The following is a 13,957-nucleotide window of genomic DNA, read 5'->3' as shown; positions in this document are numbered from 1 at the left end:
AGGATGGGTAGAGCGAAGCGAAACCCATCGCTTGTGCAGGGGGCGAGATGATGGGTTTCGCTGCGCTCTACCCATCCTACAGATCCAAGGCTACTAGCGTCATTGCGAGCGAAGCGAAGCAATCCATCTTTCCGGATACGCGGAGAGGTGGATTGCTTCGCCGCTTCAGCGCAAAATTGCTTTGCAATTTTGTCGCGAACTCCTCGCAATGACGCGGATAACGCTCGGACAGTCCGGCGGCGCAGTGAGGGGCCGCGGTCGGCTAACCGCCCACTTCCGCGCTGAGCATCGGCCCGAACAGCTCCCATCGCTCACCCCTGAGTCGTCTGAGCTGCATCTGCTTGATCGGCGCGAAATCGATCGGGCTGGTGTTCATCGTGATGCCGGGCAGCAGGTTGGTGGTGCGGAAGGCCTTCAGGTTGGCAGCCTGCTTCATGACGTTGGCGCGCGTGAGATCGTCGCCGCACTGCTTAAGCACCTGAACCAGCGTCTGAGCCGCATTGTACCCTGTCATAATCAGGCTGTCGGCCCGATTGCCTTCGGGGAAATATTTGGAGAGATATTCGTCGAACGCCTTCATGCCGGGATCGTCCTTCCATTGCGGATCGAGCGGATCCATCAGGTAGGCCACCGAAATGATGCCTTGTGCGTTCTCGAAGCCGGCAGGCTGGATCACGGCGCCGAGCGAGGAACCTACCGAGTTGAGGATGTGCAGCGGTTTCCAGCCGATCTCGGCCGCCTTCTTGATCGCCTGCGCCGCGAATTTCGGTGTGGCGATGTCGACGAATACGTCGGCATTCATCGATTTCATCTTGACGATGTGCGTGTCGATCGTCGGCTCGGCCACCTCATACGCATCCTCGATCACGATCATCGACGCCGCCTTGTCGCCGAGGCCGTCCTTCAGGCCCTTGAGATAGTCCTTTCCATAATCGTCGTTCTGGTAGAGGACCGCGATCCTGCCGCCCGGCTTTTCCTTCAGGATGTGCTTGGCGTAGATCCGTCCCTCGCTCTGATAACTGGGCTGCCAGCCCATGGTCCATGGGAAGCTTTGCGGATCGTTCCACTTGGTGGCACCGGTCTGAATGAACAGCTGCGGCACCTTCTTCACGTTCATGTATTTCTGAATCGCGCCGTTGGATGCCGTGCCGAGAGAGGCGAAGATCAGCAAGACCTCGTCGCCTTCGACCAGCTTGCGCGCCTGCTCGACCGTCTTCGGCGGACTGTAGCTGTCGTCATAGGAGATGAAGTTGATCTTGCGGCCATTGATGCCGCCCTCGGCGTTGATCTTGCGGAAGTAGGCCGCCTGGGCCCGGCCGCTGGTGCCGTAGGCGGATGCCGGCCCGCTATAGGGCATGATGTTGCCGATCTTGATTTCGGTATCGGTTACGCCGGTGTCGTATTTCTTCTGGGCGAATGCGCTGCCAGCACAGACAGCGAGAATGGTGATGGCGGTCGAAAGCGCCGCCATTCGTCGAGCGACGAAAGACATCTCGTTTCTCCCCATGCAGAAAATGATTGCGTGTTTTATCGGAGGCCGCTTTCGGGTCCTTGCCGGCAGTGAACACCCGAGCCCAGGCGTTGTCGATCCCGGAAACACAACCTTGTGTGCGGTTCGCATCACGTCATCAGGTTCGTCAGCGTTGCTGACCGTAGTCTTCCGGGCTTCCCGCGATCAGGCCGCGCGCATCGATCGCTGCGCGCGATAGGCCTGCGGCGATGTCAGCGTGAGCTTGCGGAAGGCTTTTCGAAAGCTGCTCTCGTCCTCATAGCCGGTGGCGCGGGCGATCGCCTTGATCGGTTGCGCCGTGGTCTCCAGCAGCGTGCGGGCGTGCTCGACACGGCGGCGCATGATGAAGGCCTGCGGCGGCTCGTGGGTCAGTTCGCGGAAGCGGCGGTTCAGTGTGCGTTCGCTGAGGCCGAGCGCATGCGCGAGGCCGCGCACCGTGATCGGGGTCTCGCCGGTGCGGCGCACCAGCATGTCCGCCTTGATCAGCAGCGGGTCCTGGCCGAGCATGTAGCCGAGCGGCATGAAGATCGCCTGGGTGCGCTGCGCGGTGTCGATCACTGCATAGTCGGCGCAAACCTTTGCGACCTCCGCGCCTTCGACGAGCTCGATCAGCCGCAGCAACAGATCGACCCACGACATCGGGCCAGCGGCGCAGACCAGGCGATCGGCCTGCGTGATCACGGCATCACCGGCGAGATCGACCTTGGGATGGCGGCGGCGCAGCTCGCTCTGCAGCCACCACGTGATAGTGGCGCGGCGGCCGTCGAGCAGGCCGGCATTGGCGAGCAGCAGCACGCCGCTGCAGAATGCGCCGATCAGCCGGCCGCTGGCATGCTGCTGGCGCAGCCAGGCGCCAGCACGGTCATATTGCGCGGTTGCAGGCGCTCGGCGGTGAGATGATCGATCAGGCTGCCCGGCACGATGATCGCGTCGCACGCCGTCCGCCTGCCCACCGCACCATCGACGGCGAGCAACTTGCCGCCGCCGGCGCGCACCGCCTTGCCGTCGAGCGAGAGCGTCTGCCAGCTGAAGCGCGCCTTGCCGCCGCGCAGCTGCATCACGTGGTTGGCGAGGGTGAGGATGTCGGCGATGCCGGCGACCGCCGATTGCATGCAGCCTTCCAGCGCGAGGATCGCAAGCTTCATGGGACCTCCGGAATTTGCCGTCATGCTAGCCGATCAGCGCAATCGGGCGGTGGCAGATATTGCCCGATCTCTGTCCGATCGGCCACTGCCTGATTTGACCGTGCCGGTCCATCTTCGCTGCGTTGTCACACCCTCAGCAATGGAGAGAGACCATGCCTTACGTCACCATTTCCACCGTCCGCGGCATCTTCGATGTCGCGCAGAAGCAGGCGCTGCTGGAGCGCGTCACCGACCTCATGGTCGAGATCGAGGCGCAGGGTAACCCGGACTTCCGCCGCAACGTCTGGGTCAAGATCGAGGAGGGCGAGCCGGCGAGCTGGTCGCTCGGCGGCATGATTCCGACGCCGGACATGATCGCCGGCACCTTCGGCGCGCTCGACGCCGGCGGACGGCGGCTCGCCAAGGCGAAGGTGTAATTGCCCTGCGTAGGATGGGTAGAGCGAAGCGAAACCCATCATCTCAAGGCTTGCACCGGTGCGATGGGTTTCGCTGCGCTCTACCCATCCTACGCACCGTTCTCACCCAAAACAAAAGGCGCTTCCGGTGGAAGCGCCTTTCGCATGTCGTCGGTGCCGCAAGATTTACAGCGAGTAGTACATCTCGAATTCCACCGGGTGCGGGGTCATTTCGAAACGCGCGACCTCGGTCATCTTCAGCTCGATATAGGCGTCGATGAAGTCGTCGTCGAACACGCCGCCGTTCTTGAGGAACGCGCGGTCCTTGTCGAGGCTCTCGAGCGCCTCGCGGAGCGAGCCGCAGACGGTCGGGATCTGCTTCAGCTCTTCCTTCGGCAGATCGTAGAGGTCCTTGTCCATCGCCGGACCCGGATCGATCTTGTTCTTGATGCCGTCAAGACCGGCCATCAGCATCGCGGCGAAGCCGAGATAGGGGTTGGCCATCGGGTCGGGGAAACGCACCTCGACGCGCTTGGCCTTCGGGTTCGCGGTGTAGGGGATGCGGCAGGCCGCCGAGCGGTTGCGCGCGGAATAGGCGAGCAGCACGGGGGCTTCATAGCCCGGCACCAGACGCTTGTAGGAGTTGGTCGACGGGTTGGTGAACGCGTTGATCGCCTTGGCGTGCTTGATGACGCCGCCGATGTAGTGCAGGCAGGTCTCCGACAGGTCGGCGTATTTGTTGCCGGCGAAGGTCGGCTTGCCGTCCTTCCAGATGGACTGATGCACATGCATGCCCGAGCCGTTGTCGCCGTAGACCGGCTTTGGCATGAAGGTGGCGGTCTTGCCGTAGATGTGGGCGACCTGGTGGATGCAGTACTTGTAGATCTGCATATGGTCGGCCATCAGCGTCAGCGTGTCGAACTTCATGCCGAGCTCGTGCTGGGCCGAGGCCACCTCGTGGTGATGCTTTTCGACCTTGACGCCCATCTTGGCCATCGCGCCGAGCATCTCGGAGCGCATGTCCTGCACCGAGTCCTGCGGCGGCACCGGGAAGTAGCCGGCCTTGGTGCGGATGCGGTGGCCGAGGTTGCCGCCCTCATATTCGGTCGCCGAGTTGATCGGCAGCTCGGAGGAGTCGAGGCGGAAGCCGGTGTTGTATGGTTCGGCCGAATAGCGCACGTCGTCGAACACGAAGAACTCGGCCTCGGGGCCGACGAACACGGTGTCGCCCACGCCCATCGACTTCACCATCGCCTCGGCCTTCTTGGCGATGCCGCGGGGGTCGCGGTTGTAGGGCTCGCCGGTGGTCGGCTCGAGCACGTCGCAGGTGATGACCATGGTGGTCTCGGCGAAGAACGGGTCGATCGTCGCGGTGACCGGGTCGGGCATCAGGCACATGTCGGATTCATTGATCGCCTTCCAGCCGGCGATCGACGAGCCGTCGAACATCGTTCCCTCGGCGAAGATGTCATCGTCGATCATGCTGACGTCGAAGGTGACGTGCTGCCACTTGCCGCGCGGATCGGTGAAGCGCAGGTCGACGTATTTGACGTCGTTGTCCTTGATCGATTTCAGGACGTCTTTGGCGGTCTTCATGAATACCCCTTATGGATGTGCGGGTCGGTTTCCAGCGGAGAGCGACGTTATTCCCGCTTTTGGCGAGTTCGTGTGACTACACAAACGAAATCAGGCTGCCGAAGCAGCCTTTTTTCTCTTTTGCCGTCGGAAAATCCGGATAGCACCGCCCTTAAATAGCGTCCAGCCCGGATTCGCCGGTCCGGATGCGGATGGCTTCCTCGATGTTGGAGACGAAGATCTTGCCGTCACCGATCCGGCCAGTCTGCGCCGCGCGGCGGATCGCGTCGATCGCCTTCTCGACCAGGTCGTCGCCGATCACGATCTCGATCTTCACCTTGGGCAGGAAGTCGACGATGTATTCCGCACCGCGATAGAGTTCGGCATGGCCCTTCTGGCGGCCAAATCCCTTGGCCTCGGTGACGGTGATGCCTTGCAGTCCGACTTCCTGGAGCGCTTCTTTCACCTCGTCGAGCTTGAAGGGCTTGATGATGGCTTCAATCTTCTTCACTGAGCGCCTCCCGGGCATTGCAGATTGCAGGGTCGAGTTCGATGCGCGTGGGGCGCAGTCTGGTTGGTCTTAAGGCTTCCGGCCGGTGGCCGGAAACACGCGCAATGGTCGCATGAAGCGGCCTTGCGCGCGGCTTCCTCAAAAGCAGGGTCTATGCCAAGTTGTTAAGGTCCCCGATTTCAGAATGTTATCAGCCTTTTAACAGGCAATCGGCTGATATCGAACCACATGGGCTATGATATCCAAGCCTAACAAATAGGCAAATAGATCAATCCGTATGCAGTCGGCCAGTAGAAACCCCGCGAACGTCACAGGAATTGCCTCTCGAAAAGGCGAAGCGATTGAGGATTCGGCATGGACGTTCTGACCACGACCGAGATGGAGCGCGCTGACCGGCTGACCATCGCAGCCGGAACGCCGGGCTTCGCGCTGATGATGAGCGCGGGCCAGGCCGTCGCGGAAGCCGCGATGGACCTGGTCGAGGAGGGGCCGATCGTGGTGGTCGCCGGCCGCGGCAACAATGGCGGCGACGGCTTTGTCGCTGCCGCCGAGCTTGCCGCGCGCGGCCGCGAGGTCTCGGTGATCCTGCTCTGCGAGCGCGACAGCCTGCAGGGCGACGCGGCGCTGGCGGCGAAGGGCTGGAAATATCCGGTGCTGCCGTTCAACCCGCAGGCGCTCGGCAAGCCGGCGCTGATCGTCGACGCGCTGTTCGGTGCCGGCCTCAACCGGCCGGTAAAGGGCGATCCGCTGGAGATGATCGCGGCGATCAATGCCAACAGTACGCCGGTGCTGGCGGTCGACCTGCCGAGCGGCATCAACGGCACATCGGGCGCGGTGATGGGAGCGGCCGTGCAGGCCACCGAGACCGTCACCTTCTTCCGCAAGAAGCCCGCGCATCTGTTGCTGCCGGGCCGGATGTATTGCGGCCGGGTGCGCGTCGCCGACATCGGTATCGCCGCGCAGGTGCTCGACGAGATCAAGCCGCTGACCGCGGAGAATGCGCCGGAGGCCTGGCGATGGTCGTTTCCGGTACCGCGGATCGACGGCCACAAATACGCGCGGGGGCACGCCGTCGTGGTGTCGGGCGATCTCGCCTCGACCGGGGCGGCACGGCTCGCCGCGCGCGCCGCGCTGCGCGCCGGCGCCGGCCTCGTGACGCTGGCCTCGCCGCGCGACGCGCTTGCCGTCAACGCTGCGGCGCTGACTGCGGTGATGGTGCGCGCGGTTGACAACCCGATCCAGTTCGCCGAGTTGCTTGGCGACAAGCGCCTCAATGCCTGCGTGATCGGTCCTGGCGCCGGGGTCAGCGCGCGGACCCGTGACTTCGTCCACACCGCGCTGTCGGCGCAGCGGCATCTGGTGCTCGACGCCGACGCGCTGACCAGCTTTGCCGGCGCGCCGGACCGGCTGTTCGAGGCGATCAAGGCTAGCGCCGGTCAGCAGGTGGTGCTGACGCCGCATGAGGGCGAGTTTCCGCGGCTGTTCAGCGATATTTCCAACAAGCATCCCGGCCGCTCCAAGCTCGAGCGCGTGCGCGCGGCGGCCGAGCGCTCCGGCGCGGTGGTGCTGCTAAAAGGCGCCGACACGGTGATCGCGTCTCCCGACGGCCGCGCCACCGTCGCCGCCAACGCGCCGCCGTGGCTCGCCACCGCCGGCGCCGGCGACGTGCTGTCGGGCATCATCGCGGGTTTCCTGGCCCAGGGCGTCGCGGCCTTCGAGGCGGCCAGCATCGGCGTCTGGATGCACGGCGAGAGCGCGAGCGAGGCGGGCCCCGGCCTGATCGCGGAAGATCTCACCGAAGTGCTGCCCGCCGTGTTCCGCCGTCTCTATGACGAGTTCGGGATTGAGTATTAGGCGGCTCGTGCTGGCCGACATGGATGTTGCCGCGCGCGTGCATCGCGCGGCATTCGATCAGGCGCTGCCGCGGCTCGCCGGCCTGCACACGCCCGGCATTGATCGGATGATCTGAACAACTGGTTAGATATTTGCGTTTCTGCGATCGATCCGGCTGGCCTATACGATTCAAAACCGTCGCCTCTCGCCCGGAACAGCCAGATGAATGCACCGACCAGCCTGCTTTCGACCGCCTCACGGATCGCCGCCGCTCCGGCTCACGGGAGCGTCGACCCCGCGTCCTATCGCGCGGCGATGCGCCACCACGCCGGTGCGGTGACGATCCTGTCGGCGGGCGGCCCGGGCGACAGAACGGGGATGACGGCGACGTCGGTCTGTTCGCTGTCGGACACGCCGCCGCGGCTGATCGCCTGCGTCAACCTCTCGGCGAGCGCGCATGGCCTGATCCGGCGCACCGCCGCGTTCGGCGTCAACATGCTGCACGCCGACCAGGCCGAGCTGGCCAATGTGTTCGCCGGCCGCCGCGGCATCGAGCGGGACGATCGCTTTTCCGACGCCGACGGCTGGCTGTCGCTGGCCACGGGCGCGCCGATCCTTAAGGATGCGCTGATCGGGCTCGAGTGCGAGCTGATCGACGAGCATGCGCACGACACGCATTCGATCTTCGTCGGCGCGGTCCGCGCGATGCATCTGCGTGAGGGGGAGACGCCGCTGATCTATTTTGGTGGCGCGTTCTGCGGGTTGGCCCGGCGGACCTAAGGGCGCGGCTTGAGGAATTTGTGAATCACTGATGTCAGCGCGCCGGCGGCCGGCGAGAACGATTGTCCGCGCAGCGAGACGATGCAGACCGTGCGCTCCAGCACAGGATTGACAATCGGCAGCGCCTGCATCGTCTTCCTGACCGGCCGCGGCAAGGCGACCTTCGGCAGGATGCCGACGCCGAGGCCGGCGCCGGCCAACGCGGCCAGCGTATAGCTGTGTTCGACCTCGAACTTGATCTTCATTTGCAGATTGCGCGTGGCGAGCGCACGCTCCAGCATCGAGCGCAGCGCCGCCGATTTTGAGTTCAGCAGGATCGGATAGGCGGACAGTTCGGTGAGGTCGACCGCGCTGCGCTTGCGAAACGGAAACGCTCTTGTCGCCAGCGCATAGATCGGGTCGTTGAACAGCGGCGCGAACTGAAACTCGGTCGAGCCGTCCATCTCCGGCCCGATGCCGAAATCCGCCTCGCGCCGGCGCAGGCAGTCCAGCATGTCCTCGGCCGCAAGCTCGCGCAGATTGATGTTGATGCCGGGATAGCTCGCCTGGAACGCGTGCAGCGCCTGCGGCAGGATGGTCGCGGCAATGGTCGGGACGCAGGCCAGCGACAGCGTGCCGCGCTGGATGTCGATGACCTCACGGATCTCGCGCAGGCCGTTCTCCCATTCGCCGAGCGCGCGCCGCGCATGCGTCAGCAGTTGCAGTCCCTCCGCGGTCAGCTCGACGCGTCGCGTCGTGCGATGAAACAGCGCGGCGCCGACCTGATCCTCCAGCAGCTTGATCTGCATGCTGACCGCGGATTGCGAGCGGTTGAGCTGCTCGGAGGCCTGGCGAAAGCTCTTGTTCTCCGCGACCGCGATGAACATGTGCAGCAGCTTGAAATTGATCTGCGACATCGTTTTGCCCTGCAGACGATTGTCCCGGAGAACTGAACAGTTCTTAAGATAATCTCGTTAGAAAGATCAGTGTCGGACATCTAGCATGATTGTTGTTGGCCGCGGGAGACGATCCTGCGGCGCGATGCAGAAAAGATGCTCCAATGTCCTTCACCGTCACCAAGCCGCGCACGCGCCGCGTCCAGCGTTCCGAACTCGCGGTTCCCGCGACCTCGACCCATTTCTTCGAACGCGCAGCGAGTAGCGCGGCCGATTTCATCTTCCTGGATCTGGAGGACGCGGTTGCGCCGCCGCGAAAGCCCGAGGCGCGCGAGATCGCGATCGAGGCGCTGAACCGGATCGACTGGGGCAACAAGACGCTGGCGGTGCGCATCAATGGCCTCGATACCGAATGGGCGCATCGCGACATCATCGAGATCGTCAGCCGCGCGCCGCGCCTCGACCTCGTCATGGTGCCGAAGGTCGGCACCGCGTTCGACGTCCGTTTCGTCGACGCGCTGCTGGCGGGGCTCGAGCGCGAGTTCCCGCGCGCAAGGCCGCTGGGCATCGAGATCCTGATCGAGACCACGCTTGGACTCGCCAATGTCGAGGACATCGTGCAGGCGTCGGAACGGCTGGAAGCGGTCATCTTCGGCATCGGCGATTACTCGATCGACCTGCGTACCTGCGGCGAGATCATCGGCGCCTCCGATCCGCGCTATGCCGTGCTCACCGATGCGGACGAGGGCGGCGCGCGCCGGATGCACTGGAACGACCAGTGGCACTTCGCGCTCGCCCGCATCGCCAATGCCTGCCGCGCCCACGGCCTGCGTGCCATCGACGGCCCCTATGCCAATTTCGGCGATGCCGCAGGCTTTCGCGCCAGTGCGGCGCGGGCGGCCGCGCTCGGCTTCGAGGGCAAATGGGCGATCCATCCCTCGCAGCTCGAAACCGCCAACGAGGTGTTCTCGCCGACCGCACGCGAGATCGGCTGGGCGCGCGAGATCACGGCCAAGATCCAGTCCGCCAGCGCCGGCGGCGACGGTGCCTTCGGGCAGGACGGCGTGTTGATCGATCTTGCGGTGCTCAAGCGCGCGCAGGCGATCATCGACCGCCATGACGCAATTCAGGCGGCGGGCAGGCAAGGAGCGCGCGATGTCGCATGAGCCACCGCTGTCCGGAATTCGCGTGCTCGACATCGCGACCTTCGTGGCGGCGCCGTTCTGCGGGACGGTGCTGTCCGATTTCGGCGCCGAGGTGATCAAGATCGAGCAGCCAGGCACAGGGGATCCCTTGCGCCGGTTCGGCACGCCGAGCGAATGCGGCGACACCTATGTCTGGCTCAGCGAGGCCCGCAACAAGAAGTCGGTGACGCTCGATCTGCGCAGCGAGCGTGGCGCCGCGCTGTTTCGCGAGCTGGTCCGCCAATCCGACGTGGTGCTGGAGAACTTCCGGCCTGGCACGCTGGAGAAATGGGGGCTCGGCTTCGAGGCGCTACGCGAGATCAACCCAAAACTCGTGATGCTGCGCATCAGCGCCTATGGGCAGGACGGCCCCTTGCGTGACAAGCCGGGCTTTGCCCGGATCGCGCACGGCTTCAGCGGGCTCGCTTATCTTGCCGGCGAGGCGGGACGGGCGCCGGTGATGCCGGGATCGACCTCGCTCGCCGATTACATTTCCGGGCTATGGGGCGCCTTCGGCGTGCTGCTGGCGCTGCGCCATGCCGAAGCCACCGGACACGGGCAGGTGGTCGATATCGGGCTCTATGAATCGGTGTTTCGGCTGCTCGACGAGATGGCGACTGTGTTCGCCAAGACCGGTTTCGTCCGCGAACGCCTCGGTGCCGACACCGTCAATGTCGTGCCGCACAGCCATTACCAGACCGCCGACGGCAAATGGGTGGCGCTGGCCTGTTCGAGCGACAAGATGTTCGAGCGCCTGGCGCAGGCGATGCGGCGGCCGGATCTCGCGACCGACCCGCGCTATGCGGCCATGGCCGGCCGCCTGGCGCGGCGCGAGGAGGTCAACGGGATGGTCGCCGACTGGATCGGCTCCATGCCGCTGGAGACGGCGCTTGCCGAATGCGAGCGCTACGACGTGCCCTGCGGGCCGATCTACAGCATCAGTGACATCTTCGCCGACCCGCAATACCGCGCCCGCGGCAACATCGCTGAGGTGCCCTCGCGCGCCGGGCCGATCGCGGTGCCGAGCGCGATCCCAAAAATGTCGCGCACGCCGCCGCAGTTCAAGCATGCCGGCGTCGCGCTCGGCGCGCACACCGACGAAGTCCTGACCTCACTTGCCGGCGCAACCGCGGCGGCGCTCGCCGCGCTGCGCAGCGACGGGGTGATCTGACATGCCCCAATTCTCCCGCGGCCACGAAGGAACCACGCCATGACCAGGCAGATGAAATTGATCGGCTTCCTGCAGGCCCAGAATTGCTCGAACTATCCCGCCTCCTGGCGCCATCCGGACTCGAAGCCGAACTGGTTCTCGCGCGACTATTATCAGGAGATCGGGCGCACGCTGGAGCACGGCAAGTTTCATCTCGCCTTCTTCGACGACCGGCTCGCGATCCCCGATCGCTTCGGCGACGATTTCCGTGAGACCATCCGCCACGGCGTGCGCGCGGCGAAGCTCGATCCGGTCTCGGTTGCGCTCACGATGGGATTGGCGACCGAGCGGCTTGGCATCGGCGTGACCTATTCGACCACCTATTACGAGCCGTTCCACGTCGCGCGGGTGTTCGCGACGATGGACCTGCTGCTGAACGGCCGCGCCGCCTGGAACGTGGTGACCTCGCTGAACGACTCCGAGGCGGCGAATTTCGGCGCCTCGCAGCATCTCAGCCACGATTTGCGCTACGACCGCGCGGACGAGTTCATGGAGGTCGTGCTCGGCCACTGGAACAGCTGGGAGGACGGCGCGGTCAGCTTCGACCGCGAGAGCGGGCTGTTCGCCGACCCGGCCAAGGTGCACCGGCTCGACCATCACGGGCAGTTCTTCCGCTCGCGCGGCCCGTTCACGGTGCCGCGCTCGCCGCAGGGCCATCCGGTGATCATTCAGGCCGGCCAGAGCGGCCGCGGCAAGACCTTTGCGGCGCGCTGGGGCGAATTGATCTTCGTGATCTATCCCAATCTCGACATTGCGAAGAAGCAGTATGCGGACCTCAAGGGAACGCTGGCCAAGACGGGCAGGGACATCAACATCGCGCCGGCGGTCTATCCTGTTGTCGCCGAGACCCAGGCCGAGGCCGAGGACAAGTTCGCGGCGATCAGCCGGCTCGCCAAGCCGATCGATGCGCTGACGCTGTTGTCGGAGGTGTTGAACTACGATTTCGCGGCCAAGCCGATGGACGAGCCGTTCACGTCGGATGAGCTGGCCTCGATCAGCGGGCTGCAAGCAATCCGCGACCGCGTGATGAATCTCAGCGGCAAGCCCAATCCGACACCGCGGGACTTCGTGCAGTTCAGCGGGCGCGGGACGCTCGCTGAACTACCGACCTTCGTCGGCTCGCCCAAGGCGGTCGCCGATCAGATGGAGCGCTGGTTCTGCGAAGGCGGCTGCGACGGCTTTGTCGTCGCCGCCACCCATGTGCCCGGAACCTACCAGGACTTCGTGCGCCTCGTCGTGCCCGAGCTGCAACGGCGCGGCCTGTTCCAGCGCGAGTATCAGGGCGACACGTTGCGCGAGAACCTCGGCCTGCCGCGGCCGCAAGCCATGCATGCGAGCGCAGACGAGGAGGCGCGCGTCTCGACCAGATAGCGCGGGCACAAAAATCGGCGCGGACAACGATCAAAACAAAATCAAAATCAGGGAGGCTGAAGTGACCAAGGGCGTTAACGCGGGGGGCCGGCTCGACAGATTGCCGATCTCAAGGTTTCACTACCGGATCTTCGCGCTGATCGGAGCCGGGCTGTTCGTCGACGGCTTCGAGATCTTCCTCGCCGGCAGCATTCTCGGCGCACTGGTTCAGTCCGGCTATTCGGACCTCGCGCAGAATGCGCGCTTCATCTCGGCGACCTTTGTAGGGATGCTGATCGGTGCCTGGCTGGCGGGCGTCGCCGGCGACCGCTTCGGCCGCAAGTTCGCCTATCAGGCCAACCTCCTGATCTTCGGCCTCAGCGCGCTGGCGGCAACGCTCGCGCCGTCGATGAGCTGGCTGATCGGGGCCCGCTTCGTGATGGGCCTCGGGCTCGGCGCCGAGATCGTCGTCGGCTATGTCGTGCTCAGCGAATTCATCCCGCCGCAGCAGCGCGGCCGCTGGGGCGCGGCGCTCGCGACCTGCACCAATGGTGCGCTGTTCGTCGCGACGCTGGTCGGCTGGGTCGTCATTCCGCACCTCGGCTGGCGCTGGATGTTTGCGCTGTGCGGCATTGGCGCGATGATCGTCTGGTTCCTGCGGCGCTCGCTGCCGGAATCTCCACGTTGGCTCGAGACGCAGGGCAAGAGCGCCGAGGCGGAGGCGGTGCTGGCGGCGATCGAGCAGGAGGTCGGCAAGGGCAGGACCCTGCCGACCCCGGCCTATCAGCCGGCGCCGGTACAGCCGGACGTTCGCTTTACGCGCCTGTTCTCGCGCGCACTGATCGCGCGGACCATCGTCGGCTGCCTGATCCTGATCGGGCTCAACACCGCGGTCTACGGCTTCATCGCCTGGATCCCGACCTTCTTCGTCAAGCAGGGCATCAACCTGTCGTCATCGCTCGGCTACACCATGCTGATGACGCTCGGCAGCCCGCTCGGCACGCTGTCGGGCATGTGGATCGGCGAGAAGATCGACCGCAAGCCGTCGCTGATCGTGCTGTCGCTCGCCGCGGCCGGGCTCGGGCTGATCTATCCGATGTTCATCAACCCGGTCGCCTTCGTCGTGATCGGCTTCCTGCTCGTGTTCACGGTGGCGGTGATGCTGGCGCTGGCCTGGGGGCTTTACATCCCCGAACTGTTCCCGACCGAGGTCAGGATGCGCGGATCCGGCATCTGCAACACCGCCGGTCGCCTGATGTCGATCGTGACGCCGTTCATCGTGGTCGAGCTGTTCACCAGGTTCGGCGTCACCGGCGTCGTCTCTGTGGCGGCCGGGCTCCTGGTGGTCCAGGCGATCGCGGTTGCGGTGCTCGGCATCGAGACCCGCAAGCGTCCGCTGGAGGCGTTGCGGCCGGAGGCGATGGACGGCGAAGCGTCATCCGCGGAGGTGCGCGGCAAGCTGCAACCGAGCCCCGGCGGGATTGCCGGAGGCGGGGAGTAGGCGTCGGGCCAAAGGCCCCGGTCGAAAACGGCCGCGTTACAGCGCCCGCACTGTGCTCAGATGCGGGCGCTCGACGCTGACCTCAGGT

At 65.0% G+C, this 13,957-nt stretch carries 14 protein-coding genes; 8 read left to right on the top strand and 6 right to left on the bottom strand.

Annotated features, from left to right (window positions below; genetic code table 11):
* Nucleotides 1-262: 262 nt before the first annotated feature.
* From ACVMIH_RS08955 to ACVMIH_RS08945, 3 genes are all read right to left on the bottom strand, one after another.
* Nucleotides 263-1,492 carry an ABC transporter substrate-binding protein gene (locus ACVMIH_RS08955; protein WP_168855917.1) on the bottom strand — a complete coding sequence of 410 codons (1,230 nt, stop codon included), beginning with the start codon at nt 1,490-1,492 and terminating at the stop codon, nt 263-265.
* 183 nt (nt 1,493-1,675) lie between these two features.
* Nucleotides 1,676-2,326 (bottom strand): GlxA family transcriptional regulator, encoded by a 651-nt coding sequence (locus ACVMIH_RS08950; protein ID WP_456866409.1) that lies wholly within the window; start codon nt 2,324-2,326, stop codon nt 1,676-1,678.
* The gene (locus ACVMIH_RS08945) at nt 2,326-2,655 is read right to left on the bottom strand and encodes a hypothetical protein (RefSeq protein ID WP_456861455.1); all 330 of its coding nucleotides are present in this window, start codon (nt 2,653-2,655) and stop codon (nt 2,326-2,328) included. Before ACVMIH_RS08945 ends, ACVMIH_RS08950 begins: the two co-directional genes overlap by 1 nt.
* Before the next feature lie 152 nt (nt 2,656-2,807).
* On the opposite strand from ACVMIH_RS08945, the gene ACVMIH_RS08940 reads away from it, so the two are divergent.
* Entirely contained in the window at nt 2,808-3,071 is a 264-nt protein-coding gene (locus ACVMIH_RS08940) for a tautomerase family protein (RefSeq protein WP_057016441.1), read from the top strand.
* A 165-nt stretch (nt 3,072-3,236) separates the two neighbouring features.
* Here ACVMIH_RS08940 and glnA read toward each other — a convergent pair whose 3' ends face one another.
* The gene (gene glnA, locus ACVMIH_RS08935; protein WP_028333940.1) at nt 3,237-4,646 is read right to left on the bottom strand and encodes a type I glutamate--ammonia ligase; all 1,410 of its coding nucleotides are present in this window, start codon (nt 4,644-4,646) and stop codon (nt 3,237-3,239) included.
* A 151-nt stretch (nt 4,647-4,797) separates the two neighbouring features.
* Nucleotides 4,798-5,136, bottom strand: coding sequence for a P-II family nitrogen regulator (locus tag ACVMIH_RS08930; protein ID WP_011441447.1), 339 nt, complete (start codon nt 5,134-5,136; stop codon nt 4,798-4,800).
* A gap of 354 nt (nt 5,137-5,490) precedes the next feature.
* Between ACVMIH_RS08930 and ACVMIH_RS08925 the strand changes: the two genes are divergently transcribed.
* The 3 genes from ACVMIH_RS08925 (at nt 5,491) to ACVMIH_RS08915 (ending at nt 7,749) form a co-directional block, all read left to right on the top strand.
* Nucleotides 5,491-6,990, top strand: coding sequence for an NAD(P)H-hydrate dehydratase (locus ACVMIH_RS08925; protein WP_456861453.1), 1,500 nt, complete (start codon nt 5,491-5,493; stop codon nt 6,988-6,990).
* A complete protein-coding gene (locus tag ACVMIH_RS08920; RefSeq protein ID WP_309145028.1) occupies nt 6,980-7,105 on the top strand; it encodes a hypothetical protein in 126 nt (41 codons plus the stop codon). Before ACVMIH_RS08925 ends, ACVMIH_RS08920 begins: the two co-directional genes overlap by 11 nt.
* An 86-nt stretch (nt 7,106-7,191) precedes the next feature.
* Nucleotides 7,192-7,749, top strand: a complete 558-nt coding sequence (locus tag ACVMIH_RS08915; RefSeq protein ID WP_456861451.1) for a flavin reductase family protein — start codon at nt 7,192-7,194, stop codon at nt 7,747-7,749.
* On the opposite strand, the gene ACVMIH_RS08910 is transcribed toward ACVMIH_RS08915, so the two are convergent.
* Entirely contained in the window at nt 7,746-8,645 is a 900-nt protein-coding gene (locus tag ACVMIH_RS08910; RefSeq protein WP_253608438.1) for a LysR family transcriptional regulator, read from the bottom strand. The genes ACVMIH_RS08915 and ACVMIH_RS08910 overlap by 4 nt on opposite strands.
* 143 nt (nt 8,646-8,788) lie before the next feature.
* Between ACVMIH_RS08910 and ACVMIH_RS08905 the strand changes: the two genes are divergently transcribed.
* From ACVMIH_RS08905 to ACVMIH_RS08890, 4 genes are all read left to right on the top strand, one after another.
* Entirely contained in the window at nt 8,789-9,790 is a 1,002-nt protein-coding gene (locus ACVMIH_RS08905; RefSeq protein ID WP_057016445.1) for an HpcH/HpaI aldolase/citrate lyase family protein, read from the top strand.
* Nucleotides 9,780-10,979: a CaiB/BaiF CoA transferase family protein gene (locus ACVMIH_RS08900; protein ID WP_456861450.1), complete on the top strand. Its 1,200-nt coding sequence runs from the start codon at nt 9,780-9,782 to the stop codon at nt 10,977-10,979. The genes ACVMIH_RS08905 and ACVMIH_RS08900 overlap by 11 nt, the downstream gene beginning before the upstream one ends.
* 39 nt (nt 10,980-11,018) lie before the next feature.
* Nucleotides 11,019-12,389 (top strand): LLM class flavin-dependent oxidoreductase, encoded by a 1,371-nt coding sequence (locus ACVMIH_RS08895; RefSeq protein WP_456861448.1) that lies wholly within the window; start codon nt 11,019-11,021, stop codon nt 12,387-12,389.
* Between the two features lie 61 nt (nt 12,390-12,450).
* Entirely contained in the window at nt 12,451-13,869 is a 1,419-nt protein-coding gene (locus ACVMIH_RS08890; RefSeq protein ID WP_456861446.1) for an MFS transporter, read from the top strand.
* Nucleotides 13,870-13,957: the final 88 nt, after the last annotated feature.

It is taken from the genome of Bradyrhizobium sp. USDA 4503, from assembly GCF_054055815.1.
The sequence above is the reverse complement of the archived record's forward strand: the minus strand, read 5'-3'. Positions and strand labels throughout refer to the sequence as shown.

Bases quoted from the DNA above. Each gene is read 5' to 3' on its own strand.
- ACVMIH_RS08955 (WP_168855917.1), bottom strand. From the start codon at position 1,492: ATGTCTTTCGTCGCTCGACGAATGGCGGCGCTTTCGACCGCCATCACC.
- ACVMIH_RS08945 (WP_456861455.1), bottom strand. From the start codon at position 2,655: ATGAAGCTTGCGATCCTCGCGCTGGAAGGCTGCATGCAATCGGCGGTC.
- ACVMIH_RS08940 (WP_057016441.1), top strand. From the start codon at position 2,808: ATGCCTTACGTCACCATTTCCACCGTCCGCGGCATCTTCGATGTCGCG.
- glnA (WP_028333940.1), bottom strand. From the start codon at position 4,646: ATGAAGACCGCCAAAGACGTCCTGAAATCGATCAAGGACAACGACGTC.
- ACVMIH_RS08925 (WP_456861453.1), top strand. From the start codon at position 5,491: ATGGACGTTCTGACCACGACCGAGATGGAGCGCGCTGACCGGCTGACC.
- ACVMIH_RS08915 (WP_456861451.1), top strand. From the start codon at position 7,192: ATGAATGCACCGACCAGCCTGCTTTCGACCGCCTCACGGATCGCCGCC.
- ACVMIH_RS08910 (WP_253608438.1), bottom strand. From the start codon at position 8,645: ATGTCGCAGATCAATTTCAAGCTGCTGCACATGTTCATCGCGGTCGCG.
- ACVMIH_RS08905 (WP_057016445.1), top strand. From the start codon at position 8,789: ATGTCCTTCACCGTCACCAAGCCGCGCACGCGCCGCGTCCAGCGTTCC.
- ACVMIH_RS08900 (WP_456861450.1), top strand. From the start codon at position 9,780: ATGTCGCATGAGCCACCGCTGTCCGGAATTCGCGTGCTCGACATCGCG.
- ACVMIH_RS08895 (WP_456861448.1), top strand. From the start codon at position 11,019: ATGACCAGGCAGATGAAATTGATCGGCTTCCTGCAGGCCCAGAATTGC.